The organism is Mesorhizobium sp. XAP4 (assembly GCF_029269325.1).
GTDB classification, from domain to species: domain Bacteria; phylum Pseudomonadota; class Alphaproteobacteria; order Rhizobiales; family Rhizobiaceae; genus Mesorhizobium; species Mesorhizobium ciceri.
In genome coordinates this window covers 456,788-473,417 of record NZ_JARIXW010000002.1, presented here as the reverse complement: position 1 = coordinate 473,417, position 16,630 = coordinate 456,788, and the positions used below count along the sequence as shown (strand labels likewise).

The 16,630-nt window shown below is 63.9% G+C and carries 18 protein-coding genes; 11 read left to right on the top strand and 7 right to left on the bottom strand.

The window, feature by feature from the left end; translation table 11 throughout:
• The first annotated feature begins 83 nt into the window (after positions 1-83).
• The 3 genes from P3C39_RS11190 (at position 84) to P3C39_RS11180 (ending at position 2,384) form a co-directional block, all read left to right on the top strand.
• Positions 84-557 carry a CYTH domain-containing protein gene (locus P3C39_RS11190; protein ID WP_275953351.1) on the top strand — a complete coding sequence of 158 codons (474 nt, stop codon included), beginning with the start codon at positions 84-86 and terminating at the stop codon, positions 555-557.
• Positions 554-1,486, top strand: coding sequence for a CHAD domain-containing protein (locus P3C39_RS11185; RefSeq protein WP_275953352.1), 933 nt, complete (start codon positions 554-556; stop codon positions 1,484-1,486). The genes P3C39_RS11190 and P3C39_RS11185 overlap by 4 nt, the downstream gene beginning before the upstream one ends.
• Before the next feature lie 91 nt (positions 1,487-1,577).
• Positions 1,578-2,384: a YiiX/YebB-like N1pC/P60 family cysteine hydrolase gene (locus P3C39_RS11180; RefSeq protein WP_275953353.1), complete on the top strand. Its 807-nt coding sequence runs from the start codon at positions 1,578-1,580 to the stop codon at positions 2,382-2,384.
• A 54-nt stretch (positions 2,385-2,438) separates the two neighbouring features.
• Here the strand turns inward: P3C39_RS11180 and P3C39_RS11175 are convergent, their stop codons facing one another.
• Positions 2,439-3,410: an AraC family transcriptional regulator gene (locus P3C39_RS11175; protein ID WP_027161231.1), complete on the bottom strand. Its 972-nt coding sequence runs from the start codon at positions 3,408-3,410 to the stop codon at positions 2,439-2,441.
• Positions 3,411-3,589: 179 nt separating this feature from the next.
• On the opposite strand from P3C39_RS11175, the gene P3C39_RS11170 reads away from it, so the two are divergent.
• The 4 genes from P3C39_RS11170 to P3C39_RS11155 are packed head-to-tail and all read left to right on the top strand — an operon-like array spanning position 3,590 to position 5,063.
• Positions 3,590-3,733, top strand: coding sequence for a hypothetical protein (locus P3C39_RS11170; RefSeq protein WP_023813481.1), 144 nt, complete (start codon positions 3,590-3,592; stop codon positions 3,731-3,733).
• Between the two features lie 11 nt (positions 3,734-3,744).
• On the top strand, positions 3,745-4,089 hold the full coding sequence (locus tag P3C39_RS11165) for a hypothetical protein (protein ID WP_027161232.1): 345 nt from the start codon (positions 3,745-3,747) through the stop codon (positions 4,087-4,089).
• Complete coding sequence (locus P3C39_RS11160) at positions 4,082-4,600, top strand: hypothetical protein (RefSeq protein WP_275953354.1); 519 nt, start codon at positions 4,082-4,084, stop codon at positions 4,598-4,600. Before P3C39_RS11165 ends, P3C39_RS11160 begins: the two co-directional genes overlap by 8 nt.
• A gap of 1 nt (position 4,601) precedes the next feature.
• Positions 4,602-5,063, top strand: coding sequence for a hypothetical protein (locus P3C39_RS11155; RefSeq protein WP_275953355.1), 462 nt, complete (start codon positions 4,602-4,604; stop codon positions 5,061-5,063).
• A 21-nt stretch (positions 5,064-5,084) separates the two neighbouring features.
• Here the strand turns inward: P3C39_RS11155 and P3C39_RS11150 are convergent, their stop codons facing one another.
• Complete coding sequence (locus P3C39_RS11150) at positions 5,085-5,885, bottom strand: helix-turn-helix transcriptional regulator (RefSeq protein ID WP_127366869.1); 801 nt, start codon at positions 5,883-5,885, stop codon at positions 5,085-5,087.
• 113 nt (positions 5,886-5,998) lie between these two features.
• Between P3C39_RS11150 and P3C39_RS11145 the strand changes: the two genes are divergently transcribed.
• Positions 5,999-6,859, top strand: a complete 861-nt coding sequence (locus P3C39_RS11145; protein ID WP_275953356.1) for an ATP/GTP-binding protein — start codon at positions 5,999-6,001, stop codon at positions 6,857-6,859.
• A gap of 701 nt (positions 6,860-7,560) precedes the next feature.
• Here the strand turns inward: P3C39_RS11145 and P3C39_RS11140 are convergent.
• The 4 genes from P3C39_RS11140 to P3C39_RS11125 all read right to left on the bottom strand — a co-directional run bounded on the left by P3C39_RS11140 (position 7,561) and on the right by P3C39_RS11125 (position 10,989).
• Positions 7,561-9,306, bottom strand: coding sequence for a SulP family inorganic anion transporter (locus P3C39_RS11140; RefSeq protein WP_275953357.1), 1,746 nt, complete (start codon positions 9,304-9,306; stop codon positions 7,561-7,563).
• 69 nt (positions 9,307-9,375) lie between these two features.
• Positions 9,376-9,654 carry a helix-turn-helix transcriptional regulator gene (locus P3C39_RS11135; RefSeq protein ID WP_013528670.1) on the bottom strand — a complete coding sequence of 93 codons (279 nt, stop codon included), beginning with the start codon at positions 9,652-9,654 and terminating at the stop codon, positions 9,376-9,378.
• Positions 9,655-9,919: 265 nt separating this feature from the next.
• Complete coding sequence (locus P3C39_RS11130) at positions 9,920-10,633, bottom strand: phosphatase PAP2 family protein (RefSeq protein ID WP_027161239.1); 714 nt, start codon at positions 10,631-10,633, stop codon at positions 9,920-9,922.
• A 14-nt stretch (positions 10,634-10,647) separates the two neighbouring features.
• Positions 10,648-10,989: a hypothetical protein gene (locus P3C39_RS11125; RefSeq protein ID WP_013528672.1), complete on the bottom strand. Its 342-nt coding sequence runs from the start codon at positions 10,987-10,989 to the stop codon at positions 10,648-10,650.
• 169 nt (positions 10,990-11,158) lie between these two features.
• Here P3C39_RS11125 and P3C39_RS11120 point away from each other — a divergent pair, with 169 nt between their 5' ends.
• Entirely contained in the window at positions 11,159-12,553 is a 1,395-nt protein-coding gene (locus tag P3C39_RS11120) for a sensor histidine kinase (protein WP_275953358.1), read from the top strand.
• Positions 12,550-13,209, top strand: a complete 660-nt coding sequence (locus tag P3C39_RS11115; protein ID WP_013528674.1) for a response regulator transcription factor — start codon at positions 12,550-12,552, stop codon at positions 13,207-13,209. Before P3C39_RS11120 ends, P3C39_RS11115 begins: the two co-directional genes overlap by 4 nt.
• A gap of 291 nt (positions 13,210-13,500) precedes the next feature.
• Here P3C39_RS11115 and P3C39_RS11110 read toward each other — a convergent pair whose 3' ends face one another.
• Positions 13,501-13,998: a hypothetical protein gene (locus tag P3C39_RS11110; RefSeq protein WP_064992700.1), complete on the bottom strand. Its 498-nt coding sequence runs from the start codon at positions 13,996-13,998 to the stop codon at positions 13,501-13,503.
• 562 nt (positions 13,999-14,560) lie between these two features.
• Between P3C39_RS11110 and P3C39_RS11105 the strand changes: the two genes are divergently transcribed.
• On the top strand, positions 14,561-16,564 hold the full coding sequence (locus tag P3C39_RS11105; RefSeq protein ID WP_275953359.1) for a PhoX family phosphatase: 2,004 nt from the start codon (positions 14,561-14,563) through the stop codon (positions 16,562-16,564).
• The last annotated feature ends 66 nt before the right edge of the window (positions 16,565-16,630 follow it).

The following is a 16,630-nucleotide window of genomic DNA, read 5'->3' as shown; positions in this document are numbered from 1 at the left end:
CTTTAATCAATCGATTGATTAAAGTCAACTTCTGTTCGTCATTGTCTTGCCATCGACGGCGGCAAACGCTTTAGTGCGCGGCCATGGGCAAGGAAGTCGAACGAAAATTCCTGGTCACCAGCACCGCATGGCGGGAGTTGGCCGAGGCCAATATCCGCATTCTCCAGTTCTATCTCGCTGCCGGCCCCGGGCGCACAGTGCGCATCCGCATCAGCGACGGCACTTCCGCCAGGCTGACGCTCAAATTCGGCAGCAAAGCGCGCGAGCGCGACGAATTCGAATACCCGATCCCGCTGTCGGAGGCGGTGGAGATGCTGGACTTCGCCATCGGACGTGTCATCGAGAAGACACGTCACCATGTTAGGCACCGTGGCTATCTCTATGAAGTCGATGTCTTTGGCGGACCGCTTGCGGGACTTGTGGTCGCCGAACTTGAGACGCCGGAGGACGTGCCGGACGAAATGCTGCCCGACTGGCTCGGCCGTGAAGTCACCGGCGAGCAGAAATTCTACAACGCGTCGCTCGCCCTTGGTGGGATTCCGGAGATCGCCGCATGAGCTTTCGCATCGATCCGCGCCTGCCGCTGACCGGCGAGGTCAGGAGAATCCTTGCCGAGGAGATCGGCAAGGCGCTGCATCATCTTGACGCCGCACGGAGCCGGCCGGAACAGGCGCTGCACAAATGCCGCAAGCGGCTGAAGAGCGCTCGCGCCTTGCTGCGGCTTGTTCGTTCCGGTGACGAAACATTCTGTGAGACAGAAAACCAGTGCTACCGCAACGTGGCGGCCCTGCTTGCCGGCCCGCGCGAGGCGACAGCGCTGATCGAGACCATCGACCGCCTGGCGGCAAGCTTTCCCAAGGAGAGCGCCGACGATGGGCTGGGCGCGGTTCGCGACAGGCTGATCGCGCGCCAGCATGAATTGCATGAAGGTACAGGGCTCGAAGCGGCGATCGGTGCTGCGACCGCCGCCTGCGAGGAGGGCCTGCACCGCATCGGCACGCTGGCCTTGCCCGACCAGCCGGAACAGGCGGCCGACGTGCTTGCCGAAGGCGCCCGCGTCACGCTGCGCCGCGCCAGGAAGGCGCTCGACAAGGCCGGATCGCGGGGAGCGGCCGATGATTTCCACGATCTGCGCAAGGCGGCCAAGACCCACGGCATGCATCTGTCGCTGCTCGGCAGGCTGTGGCCGACACCGATCAAGGCAAGGCGCAAGGCGGTCGACGAACTGGGCGAGCGGCTGGGCGACCTGCACGATGTGCTGGTGATGCGCGCCCTGCTCGAGGCCGACGACCGGCTGCTCGGGCCGCCCGAGGACACGAAACTTCTGGCCAAGCTTTTGAAGCGGTCGGAAAAGCAGCTGAAGAAGAGCTGCCTTGCCTCGGCGGCCGAGCTGTTCGGCGACAGTCCCAAACGCTCGACACGCAAACTGGCCCGCAAGGCGCGCGACGATCTGGCTGCGCCGCCGGAAGAGGCCGCGGCATCGTAGGATGACTTGGCGCTTTTCCTCTCGGTCCTGACGGGGGGAAGAAAGGCGTGCGCTAGCCCTCATTACCCGCCCATGCTAATCGCCATGGAGTATGACCGAGCCCGGCGACACGCTTCTGGATCGACTTGGCCGCTGGCTTGCCGGCCGGCTGCAGGAAGAATCGTCCGGATACGAGCCCTACACCCCCTCCGATGCCGAAACGCTGCGTCGCACGCTTGAGCCCGGCGACATCCTGCTGATCGAGGGCAACCAGAAGATCTCGGCGGCGATCAAGTACCTGACCCAGTCGACCTGGTCGCATGCGGCCTTCTATATCGGCGATGCCTTGCCCGCGCCGGCGGACGGCTCGGAGCGGCCGCGCCTGATCGAGGTCACGATCGGCGAAGGCTGCGTCGCCATTCCATTGTCGCGCTACCGCACCTACAACACCCGTATCTGCCGGGCGAGTGGGCTGGCGCCGGAGGATCGCGACAAGGTCGTCGCCTTCATGATCGGCAAGCTCGGCCTGAAATACGACCTCAAGAACATTTTCGACATGCTGCGTTTTTTCTTCCCGACACCGCCGGTGCCGGTGCGCTGGCGCCGCCGCATGCTGGCCTTCGGTTCCGGCGATCCGACACGGGCGATCTGCTCGACGCTGATTGCCGAGGCCTATGGCCAGATCCGCTATCCGATCCTGCCCGAGATCACCCGTGCGCCCGGCCGCGCCTCGGCGCAGTCGAACTATTCGCGCAAGGAAATCCTGCACATCCGCCACCATTCGCTCTACACGCCGCGCGATTTCGACCTGTCGCCCTATTTCCGCATCGTCAAGCCGACGCTGGAATATGGTTTCGACTACCGGGCGGTGACCTGGGACGACAAGCTTGCCGATTCCGGGGCCAAGGCCGCCGAATAAACGCGATCAAATGAGTCCAGCCGCTGCACAGGACCGCTGGCCGGCAGCCGGGCGTCAGTGCTTGCAAGCCGCGGCCCGCACGTCCGAGGGTGTGGCGTCATAGCGGCGACGGAACGCCCGGTTGAAATAGGAAAGGTCGTTGAAGCCGGCCTCGTAGGCGATCGCGGTGATGCTGCGTCCGGCATGGCGCGGATCGCCGAGCATGCGATGGGCGCGCGCCAGCCGTTGGGTCATCATGAAATCAATCAAGGATGTGCCATCGCTCTCGAACAGCTTGCGGACGTAGCGGGCCGACAGTCCGTGGCGGGCGGCGACGTCCTGCGCCGACAGGTCGACATGGCCACCATGCGCGACGATATCGGCCTTGATGGCGCGCAAGCGGGCAACGCTGACGCCGCGGCCGCGTGCGATCTGGGCCGCATCCCTGGTCGCGCCCATGGCGAGTGCGGCAAGGTCGAAGACATGCGCCGCCACAAGGTGGCAGGCCTCCGCAGTCAACTCGTCTCCGACCTCCTGGATCGAGCTGATATAGTCGAGCAACAGCCGCATCGCCCCGCTTTGGGTCGGCAAGGGCCGCATAAGAACCGCGGCCGGATCGCCGATCAGAGGCGAAAGCTGCTTGCGCGAAAAACTCAGATTGACGAAGCGAAACCCGCCGGCGCCGATCAGGTTGAGGCCAACCTCTTCACCGCTCATCATCAGCGCCTGGCCGTTGCCGACCGCCTCCTCGCGGCCGCGATGCTTCATCACACTGCCCCCGTCGAGGGCCGCCAGAAGAACGAAGTCGTCATTGTCGATCAGCGACGACGTGCGATGCACCCGGAATTCCGATGAGCTGCCGGTGGCGATGCCGAGGCCTGGCAACGCGCGCACCCGCATGTCGATCTGCGCCGGCGCCAGCGGATCGAGGTCCACCCTCAGAACCGTGCGGCCGTAAACCTCACGCGTGATCTCGACGCGATCCCGCTCCGGAAACATCTCCGTCGACAGCCTGAATGAGGCTGACGTCCCCATCGTCGCAGTCATCGACACCCCCCATGCCCAAGAGCGCGGTCATATGCGCCGGAGCCTGCAAAACGTCAATCCCGGGCCGTTTTGGCCGCTTTCAGTGCCGTTCTGTCCAAGCTGCCCCCCTTTTATGCCCCTAGTTTGCGGCGCGATTCCGGAACCGGAACCGCATTGGCGGCAATCCAAAGGGGGGCACGATGTTTCATTTGCAACTGTTCAAGACGCTGTCGGCACTGGCTGCGGCAGGGTTCAATCCGCGTGTCTATCTGCTGTCGATCGCCTTGGGCAACGCAGTGACCGATCATCGCGAGGCCAAGCTGCCGCCGCGCGCTGCCCGATGATGAGCAGCACCATGAAAAAGAGCATTTTCCTGGCCCTGACCATTGCCCTGGCGGGCTGCCAAACGGGCCAGGTCGACGACAAGCCGGCATCGATCGCGAGCGCGGCCGGCAGCAAGAAGGCCCGGAACGAACCGACGACGGAAACGGCCTGCGCCGATGCGGCCAAGAAGGCGGCGAAGGCGCAGACCAATGCGGCTCTGCTCGGCGGTGTGCTGTCGATGGCGGGGGGTCTTGGCGGTCTGGCTGGCAATGGTGGGGTCATTGCCGGCCAGGCCGCCTCGATCGGCGGCTCGGTTCTGCAGTCCCAGGCAACGAGCAGTGCCCGGGCCGGCATTGCGGAGGATTGTTATGGCTGAGCGGCGTTTCGCAGCCATGCGCCGGCGGGCCGGCGCGCTCGCACTTGCCGGCATGATCTTCGACAGCCCGCAGGCCTTGGCCCTGACAGCGCGGGATGCGTCGGCGGTCGTCGGCCTGATCGAGGTCTTGCAGCCCGAATTCGGTCAGTTCGCCTATGACGAGGAGATCGCCGCCGACTGGTACGAGCGCGATGCCGCGGACAAGGGCTTGATCGGCACAGCCGGTTTCACCGCCGACAGCTGGAAGGTCGCGCTTGGCGAGACCATGCGCGGGTTCCTGGCGACGATGCCGGTCGCGGAACTCGATGCCATTTTCGCCAAGCTCAGAAATGCCATATCCGGCATGAGGGAGCTGACCGAGGCACAGAAGACGGAGACCATCGACGCCATCGACGAAGAGGTCGAAGGCTTGATGATTTTGCGGACTGAGGGCGATCCCTTCGCCGACGTCGTCAGGCCGCTGACGCCAAAAATCCGCAGCCTCATCCTCGGCCCGGCGGTGGGGCAATAGGATGTTGGACAACAGGAAACGGGTGGCGGGAAAAGCAACTCCTAGCGGGAGCCTCGAGGCCGAATATCGTGGCATTTTTCCAGCCACGGCACGTGCCGGGCGAGGCAGCCCGATCGCGATGCTGATCTGCCTGCTGGCCTCCGGCTGCAGCCAGACGGCCGCCAGCCCGCCGATCACGCCAGACCAGCATGCGCAATTGGCGGAGTTGGCGGCCGGCCCGGACTCGCCGGCAGGCCTTGGCGAGGCCCTGGCTGCAGTCGAGGCGACCAGGAAAATGCAGGACTGCCGGGAGCGTATGAACGAGACGGTCGGGCAGATGAAGACGATGGGCGCCGTCAATGGCGCAGTCGGCGTCGCCGGTCGCGTGGCGGGTCCGGGGGGCAAGACAGCGGCAAAAATGGTGGCGGTCGGCACTGCCAGGGTCGTGCGCGGCAAGCTCAGCCACCAGATGCAATCGTGCTGAGACGATTGACGCGGTGCCTGGTCAGGCCGGCAGCGGCCGCCGTCCTTTCGCGGCGGCGGGCGTATCAGGCCTCGCCCCGGCATCTCGCGCGTGCGGCCCGATCGGCATGATTGCCGGAAATGGCGTCGCGCCAAAGGCAAACGTCCATTTGTAGCCGATCAGGCCATCCTCCGGCGTCGTGTGCTGGTCGTGATGGGCGAGCAGCTTGGCGCGGTCGGCGAGATCCTCCGCCTCGCGCCGCACCATTTCAGCCGTCTCCGGCCGCATCCGCCTGGAGAAGCTGACGAAGGTCGCTTCCTTGTCGATATGGGTGATGGCCCAGCCGATGAAATTCTTGTTGGTCATCTCGAACAGCGGCCTGAGCGGCCCTTCGAAGTTCCACTGGATCGGCGTCTCGACCAGCAGTCTCGCCGAAAGACCCCGTCCGAGCGCGATCAGGCCGAGTTCCTCGAGATCGCGCAGATAGAGGAACATCGAAGCCTCGCTCAGGCCTTGCGAGCGCATGATGCCTTCGGGCGTGAACTTTTCTGACAGCATGACGAAGATGAACAGCAGCGCCGGCCGGCCGGCGAGCTTGCGCTCGATCTCCGGCGCGATGTGGTTGACCGGCCCAGGCCCCCGGTTCATCGAGCCGAGCACGTTTTCCAGTTCGACACCGGCCGCAGCGCAAATCTCCATCAGCCGGTCGAGCTTGCAATTGCGCTCATGGAAGATACGCTTCACCGTCGGTTCGGAAACGCCCATGCGTTCGGCAAGCGCGCGATAGGTGACGCCCTTCGCCTTCAACGTCCGCTTCAGCGCCTGGAAGATCAGACCGTTCATCGGATGCACCTCTTGCCGCTAGTTTCGTATCGATATTCGATACTAGCGGTGTCAGGCCTTTCCGGAAAGTATCGAAAGCCATAGCTCTGCCTCGTCATCTCAGGAGAGCAGTCATGAACACCCTCATCACCTCAACCTTTATCGCCGTCATCGGCATTGCCGCGGTGCCCGCCGCGGAGGCCGGCGAACTCTGGCGCGCCACCGGGCTCGAACAGCCGGAATCGGCCCTGTTCGACGCCGCTGACAATCGCATCATCGTTTCCAACATATCAGGCAATCCCGGCGAGGCCGACGGCAACGGTTATCTCTCCGTGCTGTCGCTGGACGGCAAGACGGTCACCCAGCACTGGACCGACGGCATGGACGCACCCAAGGGTATGGCGATCTCGGGCGGCAAGCTCTATGTCGCCGACATCACGAAAGTCCGCGTCGTCGACCTCGCCAGCGGCAAGCTGGTCGCCAGCATCTCGGTGCCGAACGCGGTCTTCCTCAACGACATGACATCGGACCAATCCGGCAAGGTCTATGTCACCGACATGCTGGCCGACGCCATCTACCGCATCGATGGCGACCGGCCGGAGCTGTTCGTCAAGGAGGGGGGATTGGCTTCGCCCAACGGCGTCTTTGCCGATGGCGGCCGATTGATCGTCGCCTCCTGGGGCAAGGGCATCAAGCCCGACTTCAGCACGACGGAGCTTGGCGGCCTGCTGTCGGTCGACATCGCCAGCAAGGTGGTTTCGCCCTTGCCGGGTGCCCAGAAATTCGCCGATCTCGACGGCGTCTTAGCCATCGGCGACACCATCTACGCCACCGCCTACATGACCGGCACGCTCTACCGCTATCATGCGGGCGGCGCGCCGGAGGTGGTGGCGCAGTTCAAGCCGGGCAGCGCCGACATCGGCACCGATGGCAAGTCGATCCTTTATGTGCCGTTGATGAACGAAGGCGAGGTTGTGGCGCTGAAGCTCGATTGAGAGCCATGATCGGCGCCTCGGGGCAGAGCTGCGAGACGTTCGCAGCCGTGAGGGGAAAGCTCGTTCGTCGGCGATGATCACCAACTCGAACTCGCAGTGCGGCTAATTAACGACGTCTGGCCCGTTGCGGTCGTCTGTCATGCGACGACCCAAAGGATGTTCTTCACCGAAACTAAACCTCGACGTGACCACCGGTTTGGGTCGACCGATGTTTCAGCATCACGTCAGATAGGGTGTCGCGTGCTGCTACCATTCGCTGATGCCAGTCGTTCTCCTTGTCGAGGACGATTGCACATTCACCCGCCTTTTTCCCTAGCAGGACCGAGTTGCTAAGCCGCGAAAAATACCATGTAGTAGCCGCAGCGTAGAAGATCGTGTGAGGCGAGTGCACTGAGGCTAGTTCGAAAATGGCGGGTGCGAACACCTCTTCTTGACCGAGCTTTCCGGACAAGATCGTCAGTGCAGCGGCTATATAGGACAGGTGTGAAGATTGCGAGAGTATCTCGTATTCTTTCCGACGCCCATTTCGTCACCGCATCAATTTCGAAGGCGCGGGCGATGGTATCGGACAAACCGCGAGGAGCGGCGCAAAGCGGTGTTCACGTCGGGCCGTGCGTGAGTCAGCTCAACGTCAAGAAGTTGGCATTCAACAGGTGGACACCTTGTCCTGACAATGGCCACCGGCCGGCAAATCCCGGCCCCTACCCCGCCTCGATCTTCCCTTTCAGCTGCGCCCGCGCATCCTTGATCGAGGCGGCGTAGGTCACCAGCGGGCGCTTGACGCCGTGGGTGATCAGCATGCGTCGGATCTGCGGCGCGGCACCCGATATGATGAAGCGGACACCGGCGCGTTTCGCCTTGTGGGCGGCGCCTTCGATGACGTTGGCCGCCGTCGAATCGAAGAACGGTACGGCCGAGCAGTCGAGGATGAAGTTCCTGCGATGGTCGGCTATGCGGTCGAGCACGGTGCCGACGGTCGATGCGGCGCCGAAGAAGAAGGCGCCCGAAATGCGATAGACGACGGTGTCGGCGTCGGTCGCCTCGCTGGCATCGTAGGCGTTGGTGCTGTCGGCGACATCCTCCTGCACCAGCGGCTGATCGGCCTCGACCGCAATCGACTTGGCCATGCGGTCGATGAACAGGATCGACCCCAGCACGAAGCCGACGACGATGCCTTCGGTGAGATCGCGGAAGATGACGAGCAGAAAGGTCGCCATCAGCACCAGCGCATCGCCGCGCGAGGCACGCAGCAAGGTGGCGAAGGCCTGTTTCTCGAACATATTCCAGCACACAACCGCCAGCACGCCGGCCAGGGCGGCGAGCGGGATATAGCTGGCGAGCGGCGCCGCCACCAGCATCAAGGCGAGCAGGATGGCGGCGTGGACGATGCCCGAAACCGGTCCGTGGGCGCCGGCCCGCACATTGGTCGCCGTGCGGGCGATGGTGCCGGTGGCGCAGATGCCGCCGAACAGGGCGGATGCGATGTTGGCGAAGCCTTGCGCCACCAGTTCGCAGTTGGAACGATGCCGGCGGCCCGTCATCCCGTCGGCGACCACCGCCGAAAGCAGCGATTCGATGGCGCCCAGCAAGGCGAAGGCAATCGCATCCGGCAGCACGTCAATCATCCTGTCCAGGCTGATCGGCGGCAAAGCGGGCATTTGCAGGCTGCGCGGTATACCGCCAAAGCGGGTGCCGATCGTCTCCGCCGGCAGCGCGAGAAGCGCCACGACCAGCGATGCCAGCCCGATGGCGATGAGCATTGCGGGCCATGTCGGTCGCCAGCGCTTCAGGCCGGCGATGGTGGCGACGGTCAACACCGCCACGAAGATCGCCGCCGGGTTGATGGTGCCGGCCGCCTCGCCGACCGCGATCAGCTTCGGCACCAGCGGTCCGGGCTCCTTGCCGGCAAGCTTCAGCCCGAACAGTTCGACGATCTGTCCGGAAAAGATGATGACGGCGATGCCGGCGGTGAAGCCGACCGTCACCGGATAGGGAATGAACTTGATGTAGGTGCCGAGACGGAGATAGCCGATGGCGAGCAGGAAGACCCCTGCCATCATCGTTGCCAGCAGCAGCCCGTCAATACCGACCCGGGCAACCGTCGCGGCCACCAGCACGATGAAGGCGCCGGCCGGGCCGCCGATCTGGAAGCGGCTGCCGCCGAGCGCCGAAATGATGAAGCCGCCGACGATCGAGGTGTAGAGGCCGCGCTCGGGCGTGACTCCCGAGGCGATCGCGATGGCCATCGACAAGGGCAGCGCGACAATGGCCACCGTCAGCCCGGCAATGGCGTCCGCCTTGAAGTCGGCGAACGTGTAGCCCTCGCGCCAGACCGTCACGAGCTTTGGCATGAACAATTCGGAAAATGTCGGCTTTGCCGACTGGTGGGCCGACCTTTGGGCCGATCTGTAGGCCGGTTCATGCACTGCCCGCTGCGTCTGATCCATGGACTGCCTTTCGCACCCTGAAAGGCGGCGGGATCGTCGGCAGGGCTGTCGGCGGTCGCCGTCGCGACTTTATGCCGGCTCAGCCTTGGGATCAGGCGGCACGGCAGGCTTGAGGCGCACGCCCCGGCCGCCGCGCTCGCTGGCCTGATTCTCGCCGATCAGCTCCACCCCGGCCTCGTCGAGGGCCTGGATGACCTTCATCAGCGTGTCGACCACGCCCCTGACCACGCCATCGCTCGCCTCCATGCGCTGGATAGTCGGAAGCGAAACGCCGGCGCGCTCGGCGAGCGTCTTCTGATCGATGCCGGCCAGCGCCCTTGCGGCGCGCATCTGCGCGGCAGTGATCATCGGCCGGAATCCCCGTCTGAGTCTGCAGGAGTAAGGTGTAATATCATTATTCTGATGTTTCAAGCATTAGGATGAATGTTTGAGACGTAAGGGCGGCGCCTGACTGACCATTTTTAGATACTTTCCCGGGATTGCGCGCTAAGGTTTCCATCTGGCAGGGAGTAACGCGGTTGAATATCTTCAAGACTTTCATGACATCGGCAGCCTTGCTGTCGGCGGTTTTCCTGTTGGCCGGCTGCGGGCACGGGCTGATCAACCGGCTGATCTAGTCTCCAGTCTCGCCGTCCGGGTGCTGCCCACGCCATCGCTGCCACGTCCGGGCAGCGAGCCAGCACAGCATCGCCCAGACGAAGCCGGCGCACCAGCCGGCCAGCACATCCGAAGGCCAGTGGACGCCGAGATAGACGCGGCTGATGCCGACCAGCAGCGTCGTCAGCACCGCCAGCGACAGCACATAGATCTTCGTCGTTCGACCGGGCAGGAAGCGTGCCGCCAGCGCGCCGAGCGTCAGATAGGTCACCGCCGACAGCATGGCGTGGCCGCTGGGAAAAGACAGCGTCGTTTCGTTGACGAGATGCGACACGAGTTCGGGGCGCGGCCGGTCGATTCCGGCTTTCAGCAGGCTCGACAGCACCTGACCGCCGGCCACCGCCACGAAGATGAAAAGGGCGGTCGCCGGCCTGCGGATAAGCAGGAGATAGACGATTACCGCCGTCACGATCAGCACCAGCACGCTGCCGCTGCCAAGGCTTGTGATGTCGCGCATCGCCCCTTGCAGCCACAGCGGGCCGATCGGGCTGTCAGGCCGCCCCGCCTGGCGGAAGGCGAGCAGGATTTCGGTGTCGAAGGCGTGCGGGGTGGTGGCGCGCGCCATCTCCATCAGCTCCTCGAATCCCCAAAGGCCGGCCGCGATGACCAGGCCGGCCAGCAGCACCGGGAATTCGACCCGGTTGAGCAAAGCGTTCGCGGCATTCTTCATCGGCAATCCGCCCGTTACAGCCGGCCTTGCAGATAGGGTCCGAGCGTGATCAGCGCCACTGCGGCGATCGCCAGCATGATGCCGGTCGCCTGCAGCGCGTTGACGCGCTCGCCGAAGAAGACCAGTGCCACGACGTTCACCGATACCAGCTGGATGACGGCAGACAGGCTGAACGACACCGACATGCCGAATTCGCGGATCAGCCGCAGCATGATCAGATTGCCCAGCGAATAGAGCGCCAGCGTCAGCGCGATCTTGCCGAGGCTCGGCGCCAGGCCCCATTGCTTGGCGGCTGTCGCCGCCAGCAGGAAAATGACCGTTGAAAAGCCGAGCTGCAGCAGTCCCGAAAAACTCAACGTTCCGTCCCCTCTCGAAGCGGCTCCCGCCGCATGTATCGCGGACGTTGTTTCCGAAGCGCGCCGGGACGTCAAGCGCTCGACCAAACGAAGCTCTTGGCAATGGCAAGACGGAGGCTCAATGTACCGACAACGTCCAGCCAGTCGATTGAAGGGCGGTCAGGGGTTCATGATTCGTATTCTGCAGAACTTGACGCGACGCTGGAGCGAACTCTCTCTTGCCTTGCAATTCGTCGTTGCCGGCGGTTTTGGCCTGCTGGCCGTCATGCTGGTGGTGGGCGCCTGGGTGACGGCGCAGATCAGAGAGGGCGTCATCCGCAATTCGGCCGCCACGACGGCGCTCTATGTCGACAGCGTGATTGCGCCGCTGCTTCCCGACTTGCGCAAGGAGCAGGAGCTCAGCGATTCCGTCAAGCAGGCGCTGGACGAGACGCTTGGCCAGGGCGCGCTCGGCAAGCGCCTCGAATCGTTCATGCTCTGGCGCCGCGACGGGACGGTCCTCTATGCCAAGGAGACGGCCCTGATCGGCCGCCGCTTCGCTCCGAGCGACAATCTGCGTTCCGCTTTCGAAGGCAATGTCGTCGCTGAATTCAATACTTTCGATGAGGATGAGAGCGAGGAGAAGGCGACCGGCTTGCCATTGCTGGAGATCTACAATCCCGTGCGCGAGCCCTGGTCGGGCGAGGTGGTGGCGGTTACCGAGTTCTATGAGATCGCCGACGATTTCCAGGCCACCCTGGCTTCCGCTCTGTGGTCGAGCTGGCTGATCGTGGCCGGCGCGACCCTGGCGGCATTCCTGCTCCTGTCGGGCATCGTCCTGCGCGGCAGCCGCACCATCGACGACCAGCGTGGGGCGCTGCGCCGCCAGGTGTCGGAACTGCAGGGTCTGGTGGCGCAAAACAGTGCCTTGCGACTGCGCGTGCAACAGGCCTCGCGCCGCGCCACCGCGCTCAACGAAAGATATCTGCGCCGCATCGGCGCCGACCTGCATGACGGCCCGGCCCAACTCGTGGCCCTGGCGGCGCTGCGCATGGACAGCCCGATATTTTCCAGCGATGGCCATTCAGGCGCAAGCCGCTCGACCGAGGTCACGATGATTCGCAAGACGCTGGAGGATGCGATGCGCGAAATACGCGGCATCTGCACCGGCCTTGCCCTGCCGCAGATCGAGACGGCTGCCGCAACCGACATTCTGCGGCTGGCCGTCAAGGAACACGAACAGAGGACGGGAACGTCGGTGACGCTGACGCTGGCCGGACAGTTGCCTGAACCCGGCGCCTCCGAGAAGATCAGCATCTATCGTTTCGTCCAGGAAGGGCTGAACAATGCCTATCACCACGGGCTAGGCAAGGATCAGGCGGTGAGTGCCGGGATGAAAGGTGGCAGGCTTTTTGTCGAAGTGTCGGACCGCGGGCCGGGTTTCGATCCGACGGCACGGGTCGAGGGCCTCGGGCTCGCCGGCCTCAGGGAACGGGTCGAAAGCATTGGCGGACAGTTCGAAACCTTGACCGGGCCGCAAGGTACGCGTTTGGTGATCCGTCTGTCGGTCGAGGAGCAAGCATGACTGGGACCATTCGCATCGCCATTGTCGACGATCATCCCCTCTTTCGCGAAGGTGTGACGCGCAGCCTGTCGGAGATCGGAGGCTTCGAGATGGTTGGCGAGGGCGCCACGGCGCAGGATGCCGAACGCCTCGCCGCGACGATGCGGCCCGACATCTTGCTGCTCGACATCTCGATGCCGGGCGGCGGGCTGAGCGCGGTCGCAAGCATCCTCGCCAACCATCCCGCCCAGAAGATCGTCATGCTGACCGTCTCGGAGGCCAATGCCGATGTGACCAAGGCGCTGAACGCAGGGGTGAATGGCTATGTCCTCAAAGGCGTCGGATCGCGCGGCCTCGCCGACATCCTGCGCAATGTCGCAGCCGGCGAAAGCTATCTCTCGCCGACACTATCGGCCCGGCTGCTTTCGGATCTCCAGTCCCAGCAGCCGACCGACGGCTTGGCGGAACGGCTGCGGCAGCTCACCGATCGGCAAACGGAAATCCTGCGGCTGGTGGCGGAGGGGTTGAGCAACAAGGAAGTCGCCTTGCGGCTTGAGTTGCAGGAGAAGACCGTCAAACATCACATGACCGGAGTGCTGTCGAAGCTCAATGTGCGAAATCGCACCGAAGCGGCCTTGATGATGCGTGAGTGGCGCGACCGCGACAGGCCTTCCTAAAGCATTTCACCGTTTCACGGAAACGGCGAGCTGCTCTAACTCTGTGACGCAATTCCCAAGGGAAAAGCGCTACGGGAAAACCGCTTCACACTTTTTCTAGAATTGCTCTGGGCAGGTCCGAAGAAATGCGCAGCGGTTTCCGGTCCCGGATTGCGCAAAAGCGCGTCGCGCCTCGGGACCGCAGCCATTGCGGTGCCGAAAACCGGGACGACGCCGGCCGGAAACGAGGTCACCTCCGCCGGGGGGCGGCGGAGGTGACGTGCAAAGCTGACCGTTGCCTGTTGGCCAGCTTCACAAAGCCTTGAGACGATTGGCATCGGCCGGCGTGGCCTGGCGGTCGATGATCGTGCGACCGAGAGCGTCTTTCATGCTGAAACGACCGTTCTCGAGCTTTTCCGTTATGCCGTCGGGATGCCTGACTGTGATCTTGTTGCCGGTCACGTCGACCTTGTCACCGGTCTTTGCATTGACATGGCTCCCGCTCTTACCCTGACTGGATCCTGATTTGCCGTTGTTGCCACTGTTGCCGCTGTTGCCGTTATTCCCATTGCCGTTGCCGCTGTTCCCGCTATTGCTTCCGCCGGAATTGCCGCCGTTGCCGCCCCCACTGTTGCCTCCGCCCCCACCGCCACCGTTGCCGCCGCCACCCTTGCCGGCGTATGCGCTGGCGGTGTGGATGCCGGAAACGGAGCCGTCCAGGACAATTTGATAGGGCGCAATCGTCAACACCAGCGCCGCTGCCGATTTGAGCGCCAGCCGGCAACAACGGGTCGTGACCGATCTGTGCATTCTGATCTCCGACGACTGAGCCCGGCGCGCCCCACCCCAACGTTGCAGTGCAACCAACATTGCCGAAAGACGCGGCGCCCGGAAGCGACCTCCGACCGTTGCGGTTGTCAACCAGGACCATTGCAAGCGCAAGGTTGGACTAAAGTCCCAAGTATATGCTAAATTAGCTTCGCATGAACGGCGCCGTGACCGCCATCGCTAAACGGGAGACTGGCTTTCCCGATGCCTGACGACGGCAGACGCCGAACATCAAGTCACCTCCGCCGGGGGCGGCGGAGGTGACTTGTCGAGGGTGCAGTTGCCCGTTGATCTGTTTTTTGCAAACGACTGATGTCGTCCGCCGTCGCGGGATGCGCGGCCAAGATGCCGCCTAAGGTCTCCTTTCATCTCGAACCGGCGATTCTGGAGCAGTTCACGGTCTGCGGGAATGCTTAGCCAGCGCTGCGCGCAATGCTTGTCGCGTCTGAAAGGTCTCCCGATGTCACGAAAATGTGATCCGGCGATTATAAGGGGGTCAAACAGGTACCCACGCTCCAGCCAATCCAACAGCCAGAGGCAAGCCATGACTGACCTTCGCTCCCCCGACACCCGATTCCGCACCAGCCTGCTCGAGGAAAACGACGGCCCGGCCATCAACGCTTCCGACAACCGCACCATGGGCGAGATCATCGCCGCGCGGTTCTCGCGCCGCGGCTTCCTCAAGGGTTCGCTGGCTGTCTCGGCCATCGCCGCCACCGTCAGCCCGCTGGCGCTGATCAGCGCCGACGAGGCCCGGGCCGCTGAAGGCTCGGCCTTCACGTTCGACGAACTCGAGGCCGGCATCGACGACAAGCACCACGTCGCGCCGGGTTACGATGCCGATGTACTGCTGCGCTGGGGCGATCCGCTGTTTGCCGATTCGCCCGACTTCGACCCGACGAAACAGTCGGCCGAGGCCCAGGCGAAACAGTTCGGCTACAACAACGATTATGTCGGCTACATCCCCATCGACGGCTCGGCCGAACATGGCCTGCTGGTGGTCAACCACGAATACACCAATCCGCATCTGATGTTCCCGGGCATCGTGAAGATCGTCCAGAAGGACGGCAAGAAGTCGGCCGAAGTCGCACCCCTCTCGAAGGAGCAGGTCGATGTCGAGATGGCAGCTCACGGCGGCACCATCGTCGAGATCCGCAAGACATCAGGCAAATGGCAGGTGGTGCGCGACGGCAAGCTCAATCGCCGCATCACCTCCAACACCGAAATGGCGCTGTCCGGTCCGGTTGCCGGCCATGACCGCGTCAAGACCAATGCCGATCCGTCCGGCACCAAGGTGTTCGGCACGTTCAACAATTGCGCCGGCGGCGTCACGCCCTGGGGCACCTATGTGATGGCCGAGGAGAACATCCATGGCTATTTCTCCGGCGAGTTGCCGGAAGGCCACAAGGAAGCCGCGAACTACAAGCGTCTCGGCATTCCCGAAGGCGCCTATGAATGGGCGGCGCATTACGAGCGTTTCGACCTCGCCAAGGAGCCCAATGAGGCCAACCGCTTCGGCTGGATCGTCGAGGTCGATGTCAACGACCCGACCTCGACGCCGAGGAAGCGCACCGCCATGGGCCGCTTCAAGCATGAGGGCGCCGAATCGATTGTCGCCAGGGACGGCCGCGTCGTCTTCTATCTCGGTGACGACGAGCGCTTCGACTATGTCTACAAGTTCGTGACCAAGGCCGCGTTCGATCCGAACGATCATGCCGCCAACAAGGACCTGCTCGATGATGGCACGCTGCATGTCGCCAGGTTCGCCGAAGATGGCACGGTCGAATGGCTGCCGATCGTCTTCGGCCAGGGACCGCTGACGGCTGAAAACGGTTTCACTGGCCAGGCCGACGTGCTGATCGAGACGCGCCGCGCCGCCGACCTGCTCGGTGCCACCAAGATGGACCGCCCCGAAGACATCCAGCCCAATGCCGTCAATGGCAAGGTCTATGTCATGCTGACCAACAATTCGAAGCGCAAGGCCGACCAGGTAGACGCCGCCAACCCGCGCGCCGAAAACGCCTTCGGCCACATCATCGAGATCGCCGAGGACGGCGGTGATTTCACCGCCGCCAAGGGCAAGTGGGAAGTGCTGCTGAAATGCGGTGATCCGGCGGTTGCCGATGTCGGCGCCACCTTCTCGACGGCAACGACGGCCAATGGCTGGTTCGGCATGCCCGACAATTGCGCGGTCGATTCGGCCGGGCGTCTCTGGGTCGCGACCGACGGCCAGGGCCCGAAAGCCACCGGCCGCACGGATGGTCTGTGGGCGGTGGACACGGAGGGGGCGGCGCGGGCAACCTCGAAACTGTTCTTCCGCGTGCCGATCGGCGCCGAAATGTGCGGTCCGCTGTTTGCGCCCGACGACCAGACCGCCTTCGTCGCCGTCCAGCATCCGGGCGATGGCGGCGAGGACTGGGAAGCGTTCGGCCGCCCGTCCTACTATGAGGATCTGTCGACGCGCTGGCCCGACTTCAAGCCCGACATGCCGGTGCGGCCGTCGGTGGTCGCCATCACCAGACAGGGCGGCGGCAAGATCGCGGTCTGATCGCCCTCCAGCATGGGGCGCAGCAGCGGAGCAGATTGCACCGCTGCCGCCCTTTGAAGTCGCGGC